15 protein-coding genes are annotated in these 17,312 nt (G+C 62.2%); 6 read left to right on the top strand and 9 right to left on the bottom strand.

Annotated elements, in window-relative coordinates:
- Positions 1 to 67: 67 nt before the first annotated feature.
- From JHD64_RS12010 to moaA, 6 genes are all read right to left on the bottom strand, one after another.
- The gene (locus tag JHD64_RS12010) at positions 68 to 610 is read right to left on the bottom strand and encodes a hypoxanthine-guanine phosphoribosyltransferase (RefSeq protein ID WP_059285272.1); all 543 of its coding nucleotides are present in this window, start codon (positions 608 to 610) and stop codon (positions 68 to 70) included.
- A gap of 66 nt (positions 611 to 676) precedes the next feature.
- Positions 677 to 1,546 carry a UTP--glucose-1-phosphate uridylyltransferase GalU gene (galU, locus tag JHD64_RS12005; RefSeq protein ID WP_199053364.1) on the bottom strand — a complete coding sequence of 290 codons (870 nt, stop codon included), beginning with the start codon at positions 1,544 to 1,546 and terminating at the stop codon, positions 677 to 679.
- Between the two features lie 80 nt (positions 1,547 to 1,626).
- Positions 1,627 to 3,066 carry a tetratricopeptide repeat protein gene (locus JHD64_RS12000; RefSeq protein ID WP_199053363.1) on the bottom strand — a complete coding sequence of 480 codons (1,440 nt, stop codon included), beginning with the start codon at positions 3,064 to 3,066 and terminating at the stop codon, positions 1,627 to 1,629.
- 10 nt (positions 3,067 to 3,076) lie between these two features.
- A complete protein-coding gene (ligA, locus tag JHD64_RS11995; RefSeq protein ID WP_059285275.1) occupies positions 3,077 to 5,503 on the bottom strand; it encodes an NAD-dependent DNA ligase LigA in 2,427 nt (808 codons plus the stop codon).
- A 55-nt stretch (positions 5,504 to 5,558) separates the two neighbouring features.
- Complete coding sequence (locus tag JHD64_RS11990; protein WP_110313558.1) at positions 5,559 to 6,740, bottom strand: cell division protein ZipA C-terminal FtsZ-binding domain-containing protein; 1,182 nt, start codon at positions 6,738 to 6,740, stop codon at positions 5,559 to 5,561.
- Between the two features lie 97 nt (positions 6,741 to 6,837).
- Complete coding sequence (moaA, locus tag JHD64_RS11985; protein ID WP_199053377.1) at positions 6,838 to 7,812, bottom strand: GTP 3',8-cyclase MoaA; 975 nt, start codon at positions 7,810 to 7,812, stop codon at positions 6,838 to 6,840.
- A gap of 333 nt (positions 7,813 to 8,145) precedes the next feature.
- Here moaA and JHD64_RS11980 point away from each other — a divergent pair, with 333 nt between their 5' ends.
- Genes JHD64_RS11980 through JHD64_RS11965 form a run of 4 tightly spaced genes read left to right on the top strand, consistent with a single transcriptional unit; the run spans position 8,146 to position 10,239 of the window.
- Positions 8,146 to 8,538: a MarR family winged helix-turn-helix transcriptional regulator gene (locus JHD64_RS11980; protein WP_233170464.1), complete on the top strand. Its 393-nt coding sequence runs from the start codon at positions 8,146 to 8,148 to the stop codon at positions 8,536 to 8,538.
- Positions 8,525 to 9,070 carry a cytochrome b gene (locus JHD64_RS11975; protein ID WP_059285277.1) on the top strand — a complete coding sequence of 182 codons (546 nt, stop codon included), beginning with the start codon at positions 8,525 to 8,527 and terminating at the stop codon, positions 9,068 to 9,070. Before JHD64_RS11980 ends, JHD64_RS11975 begins: the two co-directional genes overlap by 14 nt.
- Positions 9,071 to 9,095: 25 nt before the next feature.
- Positions 9,096 to 9,647: a YceI family protein gene (locus tag JHD64_RS11970; protein ID WP_233170463.1), complete on the top strand. Its 552-nt coding sequence runs from the start codon at positions 9,096 to 9,098 to the stop codon at positions 9,645 to 9,647.
- A 19-nt stretch (positions 9,648 to 9,666) separates the two neighbouring features.
- Entirely contained in the window at positions 9,667 to 10,239 is a 573-nt protein-coding gene (locus tag JHD64_RS11965) for a YceI family protein (RefSeq protein WP_199053362.1), read from the top strand.
- Between the two features lie 265 nt (positions 10,240 to 10,504).
- Here JHD64_RS11965 and JHD64_RS11960 read toward each other — a convergent pair whose 3' ends face one another.
- The 3 genes from JHD64_RS11960 to smc all read right to left on the bottom strand — a co-directional run bounded on the left by JHD64_RS11960 (position 10,505) and on the right by smc (position 16,219).
- Positions 10,505 to 11,191 carry an energy transducer TonB gene (locus JHD64_RS11960; RefSeq protein WP_199053361.1) on the bottom strand — a complete coding sequence of 229 codons (687 nt, stop codon included), beginning with the start codon at positions 11,189 to 11,191 and terminating at the stop codon, positions 10,505 to 10,507.
- A gap of 8 nt (positions 11,192 to 11,199) precedes the next feature.
- Positions 11,200 to 12,579, bottom strand: coding sequence for a nitrite extrusion protein (locus JHD64_RS11955; protein WP_110313560.1), 1,380 nt, complete (start codon positions 12,577 to 12,579; stop codon positions 11,200 to 11,202).
- A 124-nt stretch (positions 12,580 to 12,703) separates the two neighbouring features.
- Entirely contained in the window at positions 12,704 to 16,219 is a 3,516-nt protein-coding gene (gene smc, locus JHD64_RS11950) for a chromosome segregation protein SMC (protein ID WP_233170462.1), read from the bottom strand.
- A gap of 105 nt (positions 16,220 to 16,324) precedes the next feature.
- Here smc and JHD64_RS11945 point away from each other — a divergent pair, with 105 nt between their 5' ends.
- On the top strand, positions 16,325 to 16,885 hold the full coding sequence (locus tag JHD64_RS11945; RefSeq protein ID WP_059284336.1) for a YqgE/AlgH family protein: 561 nt from the start codon (positions 16,325 to 16,327) through the stop codon (positions 16,883 to 16,885).
- Positions 16,869 to 17,306: a Holliday junction resolvase RuvX gene (ruvX, locus tag JHD64_RS11940; RefSeq protein ID WP_059284337.1), complete on the top strand. Its 438-nt coding sequence runs from the start codon at positions 16,869 to 16,871 to the stop codon at positions 17,304 to 17,306. The genes JHD64_RS11945 and ruvX overlap by 17 nt, the downstream gene beginning before the upstream one ends.
- Positions 17,307 to 17,312: the final 6 nt, after the last annotated feature.

Here is a 17,312-nt window from a genome sequence, read left to right as displayed (position 1 = left end):
CGGCCATGCAAAAACCGCGAGGGGCAAGGCCGCTCGCGGTGTGGTCTGCCTGCCTGTGGCTGGTGGCTTACTTCAGGGCGTGGATGGCCGGCAGATTGCGCCAGGCGCCACGCACGTCCATGCCGTAGCCGAAAACATAGCGGTCCGGCACGTCGAGGCCGACGAAATCGGCAGCAATCGGCTTTTCCTTGGGGATCAGCTTGTTGGCAAACACGCCGCTGTAGAATTCCTTGGCACCCATGCCCATCACCTTGTCGCGGATGGCTGCCATGGTATGGCCTTCATCCAGGATGTCGTCCAGTACCAGTACCACGCGGTCCTGCACATCCTCTTTGGGGGCCTGCTTCCATACCAGCTCGCCGCCGTGGGTCTTGTCGCCATAGCGCGATACATGCACGTAGTCGAAATCCAGCGGGAAATTCAGGCGCGGCAGCAACTGGCCGGTAAATACCACGGCACCACCCATGACGGACAGTACCAGCGGATAGGTTTCACCCAGTTTTTCGGTGATCTCCACTGCCATGCGATCGACGGCAGCGCTCACCTCTTCTGCGGTGAACAGAATGTCCGAGCTATTGATCAGACCGCGAGCTTCGGCAATGTTGGGCATGTTGACTCCTTGAGAAAATACAAACGCCGCTCCGTCTACAGAGCGGCGTAATGGAAAATTGGCAAATCAGTTCTGCAGCGTGCGCAGATACTGAGAAAATTCCCTGGCCACTTCGTGGTGCTTCAGGCCATAGCTGACGGTAGCTTTAAGATAGCCCAGTTTCGAGCCGCAATCGTAGCGGGTTCCCTTGAAGGGCAAGGCCAGTACCGCCTCTTCTTTCAGCAGGGCGGCAATGCCGTCGGTCAGCTGGATTTCACCCCCGGCTCCGGGCGTGGTGTTGAGCAGCTTGTCGAAAATGCGCGGGGTGAGGATGTAGCGCCCCACCACGGCCAGATTGGACGGCGCCACATCCGGGTGCGGTTTTTCCACAATGCTCAATACCTGCTGCTGCCCGTGGGCATTGCTGCCGGTTTCGACAATGCCGTAAGAACCGGTCTCCTCGCGGGCGACGGTTTCCACGCCCAGAATCGAACTGTGGGTGGTATCGAACAGGCTGACCATCTGCTCCATCGCCCCTGGTTCGCCATCGATCAGGTCATCGGCCAGGATGACGGCAAAGGGTTCGTCACCCACGACGGGGCGGGCACACAGCACGGCATGGCCCAGGCCCAATGCTTCGGCCTGGCGGATATAGATGCAGCTGACCGAGGGCGGGATGATGCCGCGTACGGTGTCCAGCAGCTTCTGCTTGTTCTTGTTTTCCAGCTCGGTTTCCAGCTCGTAGGCCTTGTCGAAGTGGTCTTCGATGGAGCGCTTGTTACGGCCGGTAATGAAAATCAGCTCGGTGATGCCGGCGGCAATCGCCTCTTCCACGGCGTACTGGATAAGGGGTTTGTCCACTACCGGCAGCATTTCTTTCGGGCTGGCCTTGGTGGCGGGCAAAAAACGCGTACCGAGTCCGGCTACCGGGAATACCGCTTTGCTGATTTTTTTCATCGTCGTAGAAGTCTTCAATTGAAAATATTTCTGACTGGCGCGCATTCTATCCTGTCTTGCGCGCCGCACCAAACAACAACTCAATCTCGCGGCCATTGCCGCAGCGTTTTTGCCACGCGGGCAATCAGGGGCGGCCAATCGCCAGGCGTGGCCTGCCGCCAGATCCGCATGCTGGCATACCAGGGTGAGGTTTCACCCTGGGCCATGAAGAAGGGGGCGCTTTCTGCCCGCATCAATACCCATACCGGTTTGCCCAGTGCTCCCGCCAGATGAACCACCGAGGTGTCCACGCTGATCACCAGATCCAGCTGGCTGATGATGGCGGCGGTATCGGCAAAATCGGAGATGGGCAGCTGGTGTACCCTGCCTTGCAGTTCCGGCGCTTGCTCACCCAGTTGCAGGCTGATGAAGTCGGCATCAATGCTATCCAGCAAGGGCAGGAACTGCTCCAGCGGGACGGATTTGTTCTGGCGGGAGTGGTCGACTATGCCTACCCCCCAAGAGCCGGTTTCCCAAACAATGCCGATGCGAGGTCTGTTCACGCTACATGGAGGGAGGCGGGCAGCGTAAGTGTGTGCTAATTGCAAATCGGCATGCAGATACGGTTGACCCGACAAATTATCCGGTTCGATACCTAGCCGCAGTGGCAGCGACATCAGCGGTAATTGCCAGTCATGGGCAGGAGGCGCGTCCTCCAGCGGCAGCAGTTCGATATTGGGTAACTGGGCAAACAGCCGCAGGCAGGCATTCTGGCAGGCGAGCATCAGCCGGGCCGAAGGATGGCGGCGCTGTAACTCGGGCAGGAAACGCACCATCTGCAGGGTATCGCCCAGGCCCTGTTCGGCCCAGATCAGCAGGCTTTGCTGGCCCAGATCCTGGCCTTGCCAGGCCCGGTCGCGGTAGCGCGGCTGTATGATGCTGTCCCAGCGCTGTTCGTATAGCGGCCAGGCTTCACGGTAACGGCCCTGTAGCAGCAGGGCCACCGACAGGTTGAAGGCGAGGAAGGCATCCGCGCCCGCCAGGGCCATGCCCTGCCGGTAGGCGCTGACCGCTTCGTCCAGTCGCAAGGCGCAGGTCAGTGCATTGCCCAGATTGTTCAGGCGCCCGGCACTGGCACCTGCCAGTTGCAGCGCATTCTGGTGGCAGATCACCGCATCGTCATAACGCAGGGCATATTGCAACACCACCCCCAGATTGCTCCAGGCATCGACATGCTCAGGTTCCGCCTGTAGTACTTCGAGCAACAGGTTTTCCGCCAGGGTCAGCTCACCCAGCTCCTTGAGCAGCACGGCCAGATTGCATTTGATATTAGTGGACGTGGGCTTGAGTGCCGCTGCCGCCAGATAGTCTTCCAGCGCCAGCGGATAGTGCTTCAGCCGCATCTGCGCCGTGCCGCGGTTGAACAGAGCCTGCCAGTCCTGGGCATTGTGGCGCAGGCATTCACTGAAGGCGGCAATGGCCTGCTCTTGCTGATCGGCTGCCGCCAGGCGGTTACCGCGCTCGAATGCCGTTTCGCGCATGATGTCCCTTTCAGTCTGCGGTTTGCTGCAACATGGCTTGCAAGCTGGCTTCATCCAGAATGGCCACGCCCAGTTCCTGGGCCTTGGCCAGCTTGCTGCCGGCATCGGCACCGGCCACCACGAAATGCGTCTTTTTCGATACGCTGCCGGCCACCTTGCCACCCGCCGCCTCAATCAGCGCCTTGGCCGCATCGCGTGACAGCGTGGGCAGGGTGCCGGTGAGCACAAAGGTTTTGCCGTCAAACAGTGGGTGAGCTGTTAGCGTATCTTGCGGCAGGCTGCTGAGGATTTCCGTGCGCAACGCTGCCAGCTGTTGCAGGGCCTGACGATTTGCGGCCTCGTCCAGCCAGTCGGCCAGCGCATTGACGACCTCTGCCGGCAACTGCAGCAATAGCAACTGGCGACGCTCCATGCGCGCCAGCTGCTCCAGCCCGCTGATTTGCGTGGCCAGCTGTTGGCTGCGCACCTCGGTCAGCCGTGGAATCGCCAGCCGGGCCAGCAGGACGGCCGTGTCCAGTTGTTCGCCCAGCTTGGCTGAAGGCGGATGCTCGTCGGCCGGGGCAACATAGTGCAGCAGGGCGTCCAGCGCGGCTTCGTTGTTGGCTTCGGCAAAGAAATCTGCCAGCGATTGCGCCACCACGCCGCCAATATCCGGCAGGGCGGCAAACAAGGCTGCCGGTGCGCGACGGATCAGCGCCAGCGAGCCCAGCCAGTCGGCCAGCGTCTTGGCGGTGGATTCGCCGACATGGCGTATGCCCAGCGCAAACAGCAGGCGTGCCAATGCGGGCTGGCGGCTGGCGGCGATGGCCTGCAACAGGTTTTCTGCCCATTTGCTGGCCACCTTGCCCGCCTTGACGGTTTCCGGCGTCACGCCTTCGTCTTCATCGGCGCGGCGTTTCATCTGTAGCAGATCGTCCAGTGTCAGGCGGTACAGATCGGCCACGCCATGGACATAGCCGTATTCCACCAGCTTGTCGATATAGCGTTCACCCAGGCCGTCGATGTCCATCATGCGGCGGCCGGCAAAGTGCTGGATGGCCTGACTGCGCTGTGCCTTGCAGCTCAGTCCGCCCGAACAGCGTGCGATGGCTTCGCCTGCTTCGCGTACCACATGGCTGCCACACACCGGGCAGTGGCTGGGCAGGCGATAGGGAGGATATTGTGCTTCCTCGCCCTGGCTGAACAAATCACCGCCAGCCGCCGGGCGCATGGGGCGGCGCTCCAGCACCACGGAGACCACTTCCGGAATCACATCGCCGGCGCGACGCACGATCACGGTGTCGCCCACGCGCACATCCTTGCGCAGCACTTCGTCTTCATTGTGCAAGGTGGCATTGGTGACGGTTACACCGCCCACAAATACCGGCTGCAAGCGTGCCACCGGGGTGATGGCGCCGGTGCGACCCACTTGCTCTTCGATGGCTTCCACCAGGGTCAGCGCTTCCTCGGCAGGGAATTTGTGGGCGATGGCCCAGCGCGGTGCGCGCGAGACAAAGCCCAGTTCTTCTTGTTGGGCGCGGCTGTCCACCTTGTACACCACACCGTCAATTTCAAAGGGCAGGGTGGCGCGACGTTGCAGCACGCTTTCGTAATAGGCGGCCAGACCGGCAGCACCTTCCACCACCGGACGCAGGTCTTGGGCTACCACGGGGAAGCCCAGTTGTTGCAGCCAGTCCATTTCGCCGGCATGGCTGAGCGGCCAGTCGGCACCTTCCACCTGGGCGATGGCATAGGCGAAGAAGGATAGCCGCCGTTGTGCGGTGATGCGGGAATCCAGCTGGCGCAGACTGCCTGCCGCTGCATTGCGCGGGTTGGCAAAGGTTTTGTCGCCACGGGCCAGTTGCTCGGCATTCAGCCGTTCGAAATCGCGCTTGAGCATCAGCACTTCGCCACGCACTTCCAGCAAGGTGGGCGGGTGCGCCAGTTCCAGCTTGAGCGGAATGGCATGAATGGTACGGATGTTCTCCGTGACGTTTTCCCCGGTGATGCCATCGCCACGGGTGGCCGCCTGTACCAGCACGCCATCGCGGTAAAGCAGGCTGATGGCCAGACCATCAAACTTGGGTTCGGTGGCATAGCGGATGGGCGATTCGGCCAGCTCGCGCCGGATGCGCTCGTCAAATTGCAGCAGTTCGGCGTGGCGCCGGGCAAAATCGTCCTGCTGCATGTCGGAAAAGGCATTACCCAGCGACAGCATGGGGACGCTGTGGGTGATCTGGCTGAACTCCGGCAAGGGCATGCCGCCCACGCGCAGAGTGGGGGAGTCGGCGGTTTTCAGTTGCGGATGCTGTTGTTCCAGGGTTTGCAGTTCGCGGAACAGGCGGTCGTACTCGGCATCCGGCACGCTGGGGGCATCCAGCACATAGTATTCATGGCCATAGCGGGTCAGCTGCTGGCGCAGGGCATGGGCGCGGGCGGCAAGGTCGTTGGTGGTCATCGGATAGTCTCAAAACGGAAAAAGGCCGGCATGTGCCGGCCTGCGCGCAGTGGTGTCAGGCGAACAGCCTGAGTGCGGCGACACTGCCCGGTGCAATGCCGCGGTCGTCCATGCTGCTGTAAATATGGACCAGCTGGTCGCGGATGCGCGACAGCCCGACGTCGGACAAGACACGGCGGTTGTCATCCACCAGTTGTGCGTCGAATTCGGCAGCCAGCTGCTTGGCAAACAGCACGGCGCGGTCGAATACCTCGACGCCACCGGCCACGCGCGGCACATCAAACAGCAGCGTCAGCGCCGGGAAGGACTTGTCCAGCAGGGTGTGGAAGGTAAACGGCATCTGGTCGGCTGCCATCAGCGAATACAGGGTGTTGCCGGAATCCGCCAGGTAATGGAAAGCGCCATCCGGCTCCAGCTGCAGGCCGCCGGCCTCGACAAAGCTGCGCAGGCGGCTGCCTTCCACGGCTGCGCGCGGCACCACATTGATGCCGATCAGCACGTCGACATCGGCGCAGAAACGATCCAGTTCGCGTGCAGCCACCAGTTTTTGCTGGCGTTGCGGAAAGCTGACCGCAGCATCGTGTTCTTCGGCGAAGCGCGATACCTGCTGGCAAAAGCCCGCCAGTTCCGGTTCGGTGACCGCGCCGCTGCGATCCACCATCTGCATGCCGATGTTGATTTGCTTGTAGCGGGTGCCCGGCACGGCTTCGGCTGGTTTCCACAAGCCTTTTTCGGTGCGGCCGATGATGTGGGTGCGTTTGCCGACATTGAAGCGCGGCATGGCGGCCAGTTCGTGCGGCTCGTGGAAGACGACTTCGGCGATGAAGTCGAGCGAGGGGTCGAGCAGGGCGGCCACCAGCGCCTGATGGTCGGCTGATTCAAACTGGCCGGACTCGTCGTCTTCGCGCTGCGGCATCGGTTCCGGTATCGGCGCCGGACGTTCCACCGCCGGCGGCAAGGTCAGGGTGGTGTCTTCCGGGATTTCCGGCTCGAACGGTTCGTCGTCGTAACCGGCCGGCACGTGCGCGCTGTCGACCAGCACCGGTTCCATGCGGTCGGCCCGTACGCCATCTCGGACATTGTTTTTGGGGACGTTCAGCAGGACGTCGTCATGAGGGCGCGCGAAAGCCTGGCTGGTTTTCTTGCGAAAGCGCCACTCTTGAAAAACATTGAATCCGAACACCAGGGCGATGACTGCCACGCCCAATATCAGTACACCAATCTGCAATTCGCTCATTAGGCCGTCCGCGTTAAGGCGAATAATTTGCCAATAGTATAACGAAAGCGGGCTGTTGCAGGCTATGGCCGGTGCAAACTAGCTGCTTTTGGGCGCATTAACCGCCGGTCATCGACATGATGCGGATGAGTTTGCCCGGATTTTCGCGAAATTCGTGCCGTTCCGGCTTGAGCTCGATGGCCTGGCGGATGGCATCCAGCAAGCCTTGATCGCTGATGCCGCTACGCAGCAGGGGCCGCAGTTCGAAACTTTCCTCCTGCCCCAGGCACATGTACAGCGTGCCATCCACCGACAGGCGGACGCGGTTGCAGGTGGCGCAAAAATGCTGGGAAATGGGGGTGATCACCCCCAGCGTGAATGCCCCGTCAGCGCTGCGCCAGTAACGAGCCGGCCCGCCGCCCATTTCACTGTTCTGTGGCAACAGACCAAAACGCAGCCGCAATTGTTCCAGTACCGGCTGCAAATCGAGATAGGCAGTATTGCGGCCGCTGTCGCCCATCGGCATGGCTTCGATCAGCCGCAGCACAAAACCGTTGGCAATGCAGAAGCCCACCATGGTTTCGATGTCTGCCTCGTTGACGTCCTTCATGGCCACCATATTGATCTTGATGGGTGACAGGCCCGCGGCGCGCGCGGCCTCCAGGCCCGCCATGACCTGCGGCAGGCTGTCACGGCCGGTGATGGCGTTGACGCATTCGCGCCGCAGCGAATCCAGACTGACATTGACACGTTTGACACCGGCACGGGACAGCGCGTCGGCATGGCGCGCCAGCTGGGTGGCATTGGTGGTGAGCGACAGGTCTTGCAGGCCGGGCAGGGCTGCCAGGCGACCGGCCAGCAACGGCAGGTCGCGCCGTAGCAAGGGTTCACCGCCAGTCAGCCGGACCCGGCGTGTCCCCAGGCTGACAAATGCCGCCACCACGCGTTCGATTTCGTCGAAGGTGAGCCAGTTTTCCGGTTCTTCAAAGTCCTTGAAGCCTTTGGGAATGCAGTAGCTGCAGCGCAAGTCGCAACGATCCGTTACCGACAGGCGGAGATATTCAATGCTGCGTCCAAAGCGGTCCTGCAGGATAGTCATGATAGAGCGACCAGGTTAAGTCAGCACGGGGGGCTGCCGTGATGGTTGATATTGATCAGAATAGCGCCAAACCTTGCCGGGTAAAAGGCGTTAGGAATTATTGTCGTTTGTTGTGGTCCACTGCTCTTTGTCTTGATTTGTCGGAATACTGCAACGGTTCTGTCTGTCAAAGATGTGGATTTTTCTAGTCCATTAATTGCAGTATAGTTCTAGTTTGAACTATACTGATTCGAACAAAAGGTTGATGACGCTATGAGTCATGCAAAAAAGGAGCCGTCTCTGTCGGTCATTCGGGAACTTGCGCGGACATTCCAGGCATTTGAACAATTGTCGGCTTTTCATATCCGCCAGATGGATCTCACGCCGCCACAATTCGATGTGGTGGCGACACTGGGCAATACGCCCGGCATGAGCTGCAAGGAATTGTCGGAAAAAACACTGATCACCAAGGGCACACTGACCGGGGTGATCGACCGTCTGATTGAAAAGGGCGTGGTCAGCCGCTGTGCGCAGGAGCAGGACCGTCGCAGCGTCATGGTGGCCCTGACCCCGCAGGGCGAAGCCTTGTTCCAGCAGGTGTTTCCGGCACACATTGCCTATATGAAAACCGCCTTCGACCTGCTGGAACCCGCCGACATGGAGGAATTGTGCCGTCGGCTTTCCCAGCTGCGCACAGCATTTAACCAGGTACTGGAGCAAAAAAAACATGAAATCGAGTGAGCGCTATTCCTCACCCGCCATCGCGTTGCACTGGCTGATCGCCGGGCTGATCATCGCGACCTTTATTGCCGGCCTGCTGGTGTCCGGCCTGCCCTTGTCGCCGGCCAAATTCAAATACATCGCCTGGCACAAGTGGGCGGGCATCACCATCCTGGCGCTGGTGGTCGTGCGCTTGCTGGTGCGCCTGCTGAAGCGCCCGCCGGCCTTGCCGGCCCACATGAGTGCTGCGGAGCGCCTGCTGGCGCATGGTGGCCATCTGGCACTCTACCTGCTGATGTTCGCCGTGCCGCTGACTGGCTGGCTGATGAGCTCGGCCTATGGTTTCCCGGTGGTGCTGTTCAAGCTGGTACAGCTGCCGGACCTGGTGGCGCAGGACGAGCAGCTGGCCGCCACCCTGAAAACCGTGCATGAAACCCTGAACTGGATCATGGCCGCCTGTGTGGCCGGCCATGTGCTGGCCGCCATCAAGCACCATGTCATCGACAAGGACGGCATGCTGTACCGCATGAGCCTGCGTGGCCCACGCAACTAAACCCTTAGCTGAAGTGAGAACGAGCATGAAACAACTGAGACTGATTCCTGCGGCATTGCTGCTGGTCGCCCCGCTGTTGCAGGCCGCGCCGCTGGACACAGGCAAGAGCCAGATCAATTTCACCATGAAGCAGCTGAATGTGCCGGTGACCGGCAGTTTCAAGAAATTCAGCGGCACCGTGCTGCTGGACCTGAAGAAACCGGAAGCCGGCAAGGCCGACATCAGCATCGACACCGCCAGCATCAGCCTGCCGACGGCCGAAGCGGTGGGCGAGGCGAAAAAAGCCGACTGGTTCAATGTAGCGAAATTCCCGTCGGCCCGTTTTGTCAGCAGCAGCATCAAGAACCTGGGCGGTGGCAAATTGCAGGTGGCGGGCAAGCTGACCATCAAGGGCAATACCCGTGATGTGACGGCGCCCTTCACTGCCCGTCAGGAAGGTGCGCTCACCGTGGTGGAAGGCGTGCTGCCGGTATCGCGGCTGGCTTACAAGATTGGTGAAGGCGACTGGGCCGATACCGGCACCGTGGCCGATGAAGTGCAGATCAAGTTCAAAGTGGCCATTCCGGCCGGCAAATAACACTCAGGAGAGTTAAGTCATGATGAAGAAAGCCCTGTTCGCTGTTGCCTTTTCGGCCTTTGCAGGCGCCGCCCTGGCCGCCCCGGTGAGCTATAGCGTGGACCCGACCCACACCGTGGCCCAATACGAAGTGCGTCACCTTGGTTTCTCGGTGCAGACCGGCGTATTCACCAAGACTGCCGGCAATGTGGTGCTGGATACCGAAGCCAAGAAGGGTGCGGTTGACATCACCATCGATACCAACTCGCTGCAAACCTACCTGGCGGCACGCGACACCCACCTGAAGAGCAAGGATTTCTTCAATGTGGCCCAGTTCCCCACCATCACCTTCAAGTCGACCGACCTGAAGTTTGCCGGTGACAAGCTGGCTGCCGTCAACGGCAACCTGACCATTCTGGGCGTGACCAAGCCGGTGACCCTGACCGTGACCAACTTCGGTGGCGGCAAGAACCCGATGAGCGGCCAGGAAACCTATGGCGCCAATGCCGAAACCACCATCAAGCGCAGCGATTTCGGCATGAAGACCTTCCTGCCGGCGATTGCCGATGATGTCACCCTGAAAGTGACCATCGAAGCCGTCAAGGCGCAGTAAGCCAACGGTTGCTGTAGCCAGCAAAAGCCCGCCTAGGCGGGCTTTCGGCTGCTGACAAGGTTATTTGCTGCGATTGTACTGGACCCGGCAAAGCCGGGCCTTTCTGCTAAGTTATCGATTCCGCAGCCTTCCCCTCTATTCCCCTTTCCACCCGCCCTTGCCTTGTCAATTGAAGAAGGGAACCTCGCTTTCTTTCCAGAAAGCGAGAGGAGGTTGTCAATGATTTGAGCCCGCCCATGCGGGCTTTTTTCATTGTGTGGGGTGCTCAGCGCGACTGCAGGCTGAAGCTGATCGGCACCAGAATATGCGAGGCAATGGCCGTGCCATCCTGGCGGGCCGGTACAAAGCGCCAGTCGGCAACGGCGGCGCGGGCCGCCTCGTCCAGTCGGCGCGAGTGGCTGCTGTCGACGATGTCGATCTGGCTGGCGCGGCCTTCCGGGCTGACCAGCACCCGCAGCAGGACCCGGCCCTGCTCGCCCAGTTCACGCGAGCGCTCCGGATAGGGTGGCTCCGGGTTGTGCAGGTAGGCGGTGCGATATAGCGCGGGATGATTTTCTGCGTCGCTGGCCGCCGGCGTATTGGCGGCTTTGCCCGGCGTGCCGGCGGCTGGAGTATCACCGGACTGGCTTGCGGGCGGCGTGGCGGGTGGCGGGCCGGCCATGATCTGCTGTGTCTGGCGGTTCGCCGCCAGGCGTGGGGCGGGTGTCGCTGTGGGCGGGGTAGTGAGTACGGGCTGCGTGGCTGTCGGCACATGCCTGGATGGCGGGCGGCTGCTGTGCGTCTGCGGCAGCTGCGCAGGCATCCTTTGTAACTGTAACTGCAGGCCGCCTGCCGCCGGCGCAGCCGCGGGTGCTGCCGGCCACCGCGCGTGGCCATAGCCCAGCAGCGCGGCATGCAGCAGCAGCGACAGCAGCAGGGCGGTGGACAGGGACGGGGAGGGCAATCGTGGCATGCCGGGACTCAGCAGCGCATGCTGGCGCTCGGGCGGGCGTACTGCCACCAGGCCACCGCCATCGACACCAGATAAAAAACCAGGAACAGCATGAAGGCGGGCACGAAGCTGGCGAACCAGTCCAGTGCGCTGCCAAAGGCCTTGGGGATGAAGAAGCCGCCCAGCGTGGCCGTGACCGAGCTGATGCTCATCGCCGCCACGCCGCGCCGCCCGCCACGGGCGTAGGCCGCGGCAATGGTCTCGCCGCTGGCCTTGGCCTGCCGGCCGGCCTCGAGCAGGAAAACCTTGGGTGACAGCTGGTAGGACGAGCCATTGCCCACGCCGGCCGCAAAGAACATCAGCAAAAACGCGCACAGGAACAGGCTGAAGCTGCCACCATCCAGCTCGCCGGGCAGGCTGGCCAGGATGAGCAGGGTGCCGACCACCATCAGCGCATTGCAGACCAGCGTGGTGATGCCGCCGCCGATGCGGTCACCGCACCAGCCGCCAATGGGCCGCGCCAGCGCGCAGATCAGCGGCCCCAGAAACAGGTAGGGTGTGGCATCCACCAGGGGAAACAGCGCGTGGGCCAATAGTGGAAAGGCGGCGGAAAAGCCGATGAAGGTGCCGTAGCTGCTCAGATACAAAAGGCAGATATACCAGGTGTGGCGCTCCTTCATCATCAGCCACTGGTCGTGCAGGGTCAGCCGCAGCTTGGGCAGGTCGTGTGCATACAGCAGGCAGAGGGTGGTAATCAGCAGGATGGGGATGATCCAGACATAGCCGGCATTCTGCAGCCAGATGGGATGCACCTGTGCACCACGGCCCCAGATTTGCGGTGCGCCGCCCAGGCTGCCAAACAGCGGAACGGCGATGACCAGCGGCACCACGATCTGCACCACGGACACGCCCAGATTGCCCATGCCGGCATTCAGCCCCATGGCAAAACCCTTGGCTGATTTGGGAAAGAAAAAGCTGGTATTGGACAAGTGTGACGACGACGCCGCGCCGCCAATGCCGCAGCAGGCAGCCACCAGCAACAGCAGGGGGAAGGGCGCGCTGATGTCCTGTACCAGCCAGCCCACGCCCAGGGCCGGGATCAGCAGGAATAGCGTGGAAATGCCCAGCCAGGTGCCACCGCCCACCCAGCTCCAGATGCAGGCGTAAAACAGCCGCATGATGCCGCCCACCAGCGGCGGGATGGAGACCAGCAGAAACTGCTGCTGGCCTGTCATGGCAAAGCCGATGGCCGGCAAATGGCTGACCACGATGCTCCACATCATCCAGACATTAAAGTTCAGATGCAGGGCGAGGGTGGAAAGGAGCAGATTGCGGTTGGCAATCCTGCGGCCGCGGGTCAGCCAGAAAATGATGTTTTCCGGCTCCCAGCGCTTGATGCTTACCGTCATGCCCGAGGTCTCGAAGAAGTCAGAATGCGCGTCATGGCAACGCAAGTCGCGCAGTATGAGCGCCACGGTCAGAGCATAGATTGCGATGCATCAACTGCGCCATGCTGAAACTTGCGTAGATGCGTCATGCAATTTCGCGCATCTTCAGCGCCTCGACAATATCCACCGCCACGATGCGGCTGACCCCCTGTTCCTGCATGGTCACGCCCACCAGTTGCTCGGCCATTTCCATGGTGAGGCGGTTGTGCGAAATATAGAGGAACTGGGTACGTTCGGACATTTGCTTGACCAGATCGCAGAAGCGGCTGGTGTTGGCATCGTCCAGTGGCGCATCCACTTCATCGAGCAGACAGAACGGCGCCGGATTGAGCGAAAACAGCGAAAACACCAGGCTCATGGCGGTCAGCGCCTTTTCGCCACCGGACAGCAGGTGGATGGTGCTGTTTTTCTTGCCCGGCGGCTGGGCGATGATCTGCATGCCGGAGTCGAGCAGGTCTTCGCCGGTCAGCACCAGTTCGGCGCGGCCGCCACCGAACAGGGTGGGGAAAAACTCGCGCATCTTGCCATTGACCGCTTCATAGGTGCTTTGCAGCATCTGGCGCGTTTCGCCATCTATCTTCTGGATGGCTTCTTCCAGCGTGGCCATGGCCTGATTCAGGTCTTCGGCCTGGCTGCCCAGATATTCACCACGCTTGCGCGCTTCTTCCAGTTCTTCCAGTGCGGCCAGATTGACCGCCCCCAGCCCTTCCAGCGCGCGCGCCAGGCGGGCGATTTCCGCCGCCAGCGCATTGGGCTTGATGGCATCGGTGAGGTCGGCCAGCAGCGCGGCCTCGTCGGCCTGGGCTTCTTTCAGTTCCTCGGCAAAGCGCTCCATCGCCAGCCGCGCTTCCTGATGCTTGAGCAACCAGTCGGAACGCCCCTCGCGCAGGGCTGGCAGGGCGGCATTGACCTCGTGCTGACGCTGGGTGAGCTGGCGCAGCTGTTCGGTCAGGCAGTTCAGGCGGTCGCGGGTGGCGGCCAGTGCGGCTTCGTGCTGTTCGCGCCGTTCCAGCGCCTGTTGCATGGCCTCTTCCGGTACGGTGTCGTCGACGGTTTCGGCTTCTTCGGCCAGTGCTTCCAGCCGCTCGGCCAGCTGCTGGTCGCGTTCGTCCAGCTCGCGGGCGCGGCGCGCCAGTTCGCCGGCTTTCTGTTCGGCGGTGTTGAGTTCCAGGCGGATTTCATGCAGCTGGCGTTCGGCATCGCGGGTCTTGTTGCGGGCCAGTTGCAGGCCGGTTTCGGCATTCAGCCGCTCCAGCCGCACTTCTTCCAGCTGCACGGTCAGCTCTTCCAGCGTCATGGCCGACTCTTCGCTCAGCAGCTCGCCTTCTTCGATTTCCAGCGCGGCCTGCTGTTGTTCCTGGCGGATGCGCAGGCGTTCGGCCTCGATAAAGGACAGGCGCGCCGCTCCCTGGCGGGCCGCCTGGTCCAGCTTGACGTGTTCCAGTGTCACCGCATTGAGCTCGGCTTCCAGCCGGGTGAGCGAGCCTTTTTGTGCCCTGACGGCTTCGGCCAGCATGCCGTTCATGCTTTGCAATGATTCACGGCGTTTTTGCAGTGTGTCGATGTCCGGTGCCAATTGCTGCTGGCGGCGGTGGGCGGCTTCCAGTTGCTGCTTGCGCAGCATGACGCCGGCACCGCTGGCCTCACTGTGAAAGCTGATGCTGCTGGCACTGACCCGGTGGCCTTGCGGGGTAAGCAGGCACTGGCCGGCCTGCAGTTGCCCGCGGCGGGCGATGGCCTGCTCCAGGTCATCGGCCAGATACACGCCGTCCAGCCAGTCGGCCAGTGCCGCGTCGAATGGGGCGCTGGCGCTGATCTGCTCCAGCAGGCGCGGCCAGGGCTGCCTGGCGCTGGCTGCGGGCTGTTGGCCATCCACCACGGTCAGCAGCGCCGGCGGTTGTGCTGTGCAATGGGCGGCACGTGCAGTCAGCCGTTCGCCCAGTACGGCTTCCAGTGCGCCTTGCCAGTGCGGATCGATCTGCACCGACTGCCACAGCTGCGGGCTATGGCTCAGGCCCTGTTGTTCCAGCCAGTCGGCCAGCTTTTCGCCAGCGGCCTCGCGTTCCAGTACGGCGGTGAGGGCGGCCACTTCGGCTTCGGCCCGCGCCAGTTCGGCGCGCTGGCTGGCCAGTTGTTCGTCCAGTTTTTCCCGTTCCGACGCCAGGTCAGCCAGCTTGGCCTCATCGGCCACCACCCGTGCGCGTACCGCGTCCAGCGCCGAGCGTGCCCGCTCCACTTCGGCTTGTGCGGCCGCCTGCTGGGCGTGGTCGGGGAGATTGAGTTCGGTCAGTTCACGCTGCAGTGCTTGTTCGCGGCTGGCCAGTTGCTCCAGTGCGCGGCGCTGGTGTTCGGCCTTTTGCCGCGCCAGGTCGCGCTCGCGGGTGAGGTTGGCCTGCTGCGCCAGCAGCTGGGCTTGTTGCTGGTCGCGCGTACGGAATGCGGCTTCGGCCATGGGCAGCAGGTCGGCACCGTCTTCCAGCGCCATCTGCGCCTCTTCCAGCCGCATCTGCGCTTCTTCGCGCCGTGGCAGCCAGTCGTCCAGCTCCATGGCGGCCTGGCGGCGGCTTTCGGCCAATTGCTGGCGCTCGCTGCGGGCGGCAGCCAGTTCGCGCTCTACCCTGACCTGGTTTTGCTGGCGGTGGCGTAGTTGTTCTTCCAGCCGGGCCAGCGCGGCATTGGCTTCGAACAGCCGCTGCTGGGCTTCGTGCACCGCATCGCTCACCGCGTAGTGGCTTTCGCGCACGGTTTCCAGTTCGCTATCCAGATGGGTGAGCGCCGCTTCCATGGCGGCTTCTTCGGTTTCGATGCGCGACAGCTCGGCGCGGGCGTGGGCTTCGTTGCGGCTGGCTTCTTCACGCCGTGCCAGTGCCAGCAGGTTTTGCTTGTGGGTGAGGGTGCCGCGCAGGTCGTGGTACTGGGCGGCCACTTCGGCCTGCTCGCTCAGCCGTTCCACCTGGCGTTCCAGCTCCTGGCGCAGGTCTTCGATGCGTTCCAGGTTGGCGCGGGTGTCGGCAATGCGGTGTTCGGTTTCGCGGCGGCGTTCCTTGTATTTGGACACGCCGGCGGCTTCTTCCAGATAGGCGCGCAGCTCCTCCGGGCGGGCTTCGATGATGCGCGAGATCATGCCCTGTTCGATCACCGCATAGCCACGCGCGCCCACACCCGTGCCGAGGAACAGGTCGGTGATGTCGCGGCGGCGTACTTGCTGGTTGTTGATGTAGTAGCTGGATTCGCCCTGGCGGGTGAGCACGCGCTTGATGGCCACTTCGGCGTACTGTCCCCACGGCCCGGTGAGCTGGCCGTCGCCATTGTCGAACACCAGTTCCACCGAGGCACGGCTGACCGGCTTGCGGGTGGAGGAGCCGTTGAAAATCACGTCCTGCATCGATTCGCCGCGCAGCTGTTTGGCACTGGATTCGCCCAGCACCCAGCGTACCGCGTCGATCACATTGGATTTGCCGCAGCCATTGGGGCCGATCACCGCTACCAGCTGGCCGGGGACCGGAATGCTGGTGGGATCGACAAATGACTTGAAACCGGAGAGTTTGACGTGGGTCAGGCGCAAGGCGTCCTCGCAGGGTGGATGAAGCAATCGCGGCATTTTATCAGGGTGGCGCCATTTGGTCGGATTTGCTGCAGATCAAGCGTCAATCTGCGGCAATGCTTGCAAGCGCTGTTGCCAACTTTGTTGTGCCATAATGCCCGCATGGAACCGTTATCGCTGACCGATCACTTTCTGATTGCCATGCCCAATATGGCTGATCCCCTGTTTGCCCGTTCGCTGGTTTACCTGTGCGAACACGGCGAACACGGCGCCATGGGCCTGATTGTCAACAAGCCATCCGGCATTGCCATGGCGCAGCTGTTCGAGCAGATCGACCTGCCGCTGGAGACCGATCCGCTGCGTGGCGAGTCGGTGTACTTCGGTGGGCCGGTACAGCCCGACCGCGGCTTTGTGCTGCATGCGCCGGCTGGCCATTGGCAGTCCAGCCTGCAGGTCAAGGAGGGCTTGGCGCTGACCACCTCCAAGGACGTGCTGATTGCCGTTTCCGAAGGCCGGGCACCGGAACGCATGCTGATCACCCTGGGCTATGCCGGCTGGACCGCCGGACAGCTGGAGCAGGAAATCAGCGACAACAGCTGGCTGACCGTCAAGGCCGAGCCTTCCATCCTGTTCGAGCTGCCGGCAGAGCTGCGCTACGACGCCGCCATGTCCCTGCTGGGATTTGATCCCTCCTTGCTGTCGGGAGATGTCGGCCATGCCTGAGGGAACCGTACTGGCTTTTGACTTTGGCGAACGGCGCATCGGCGTGGCCATGGGTGAAACCATGCTGGGCATTGCCCATCCGCTGCTCACCATCGATACCGAACTCACCGACGCCCGCTTCGCTGCCATCGGCAAGCTGATCGACGAATGGCGGCCATCGCAACTGGTGGTGGGCCTGCCCATGCATCAGGACGACACCGAGCACCAGATGACGCAGCTGGCACGCCGTTTTGCCAATCGGCTCAAGGGCCGCTTCGGCCTGCCGGTATGGCTGGTGGACGAGCGACTGACTTCGGTGATCGCCGAGTCCATGCTGGAAGAGGCCGGCGTGCGCGGCCGCAAACAGAAACCGGCGCTGGACCAGGTGGCGGCCCAGGCCATTCTGGCCACCTGGTTCGAAAGCCCCGGCATCGCCGTCTGAACCATC

This window comes from Aquitalea sp. ASV15 (genome assembly GCF_016429115.1).
Classification (GTDB): domain Bacteria; phylum Pseudomonadota; class Gammaproteobacteria; order Burkholderiales; family Chromobacteriaceae; genus Aquitalea; species Aquitalea magnusonii.
Note: the sequence above shows the minus strand (reverse complement) of the source record. Positions and strands in the feature narration are given on the sequence as shown.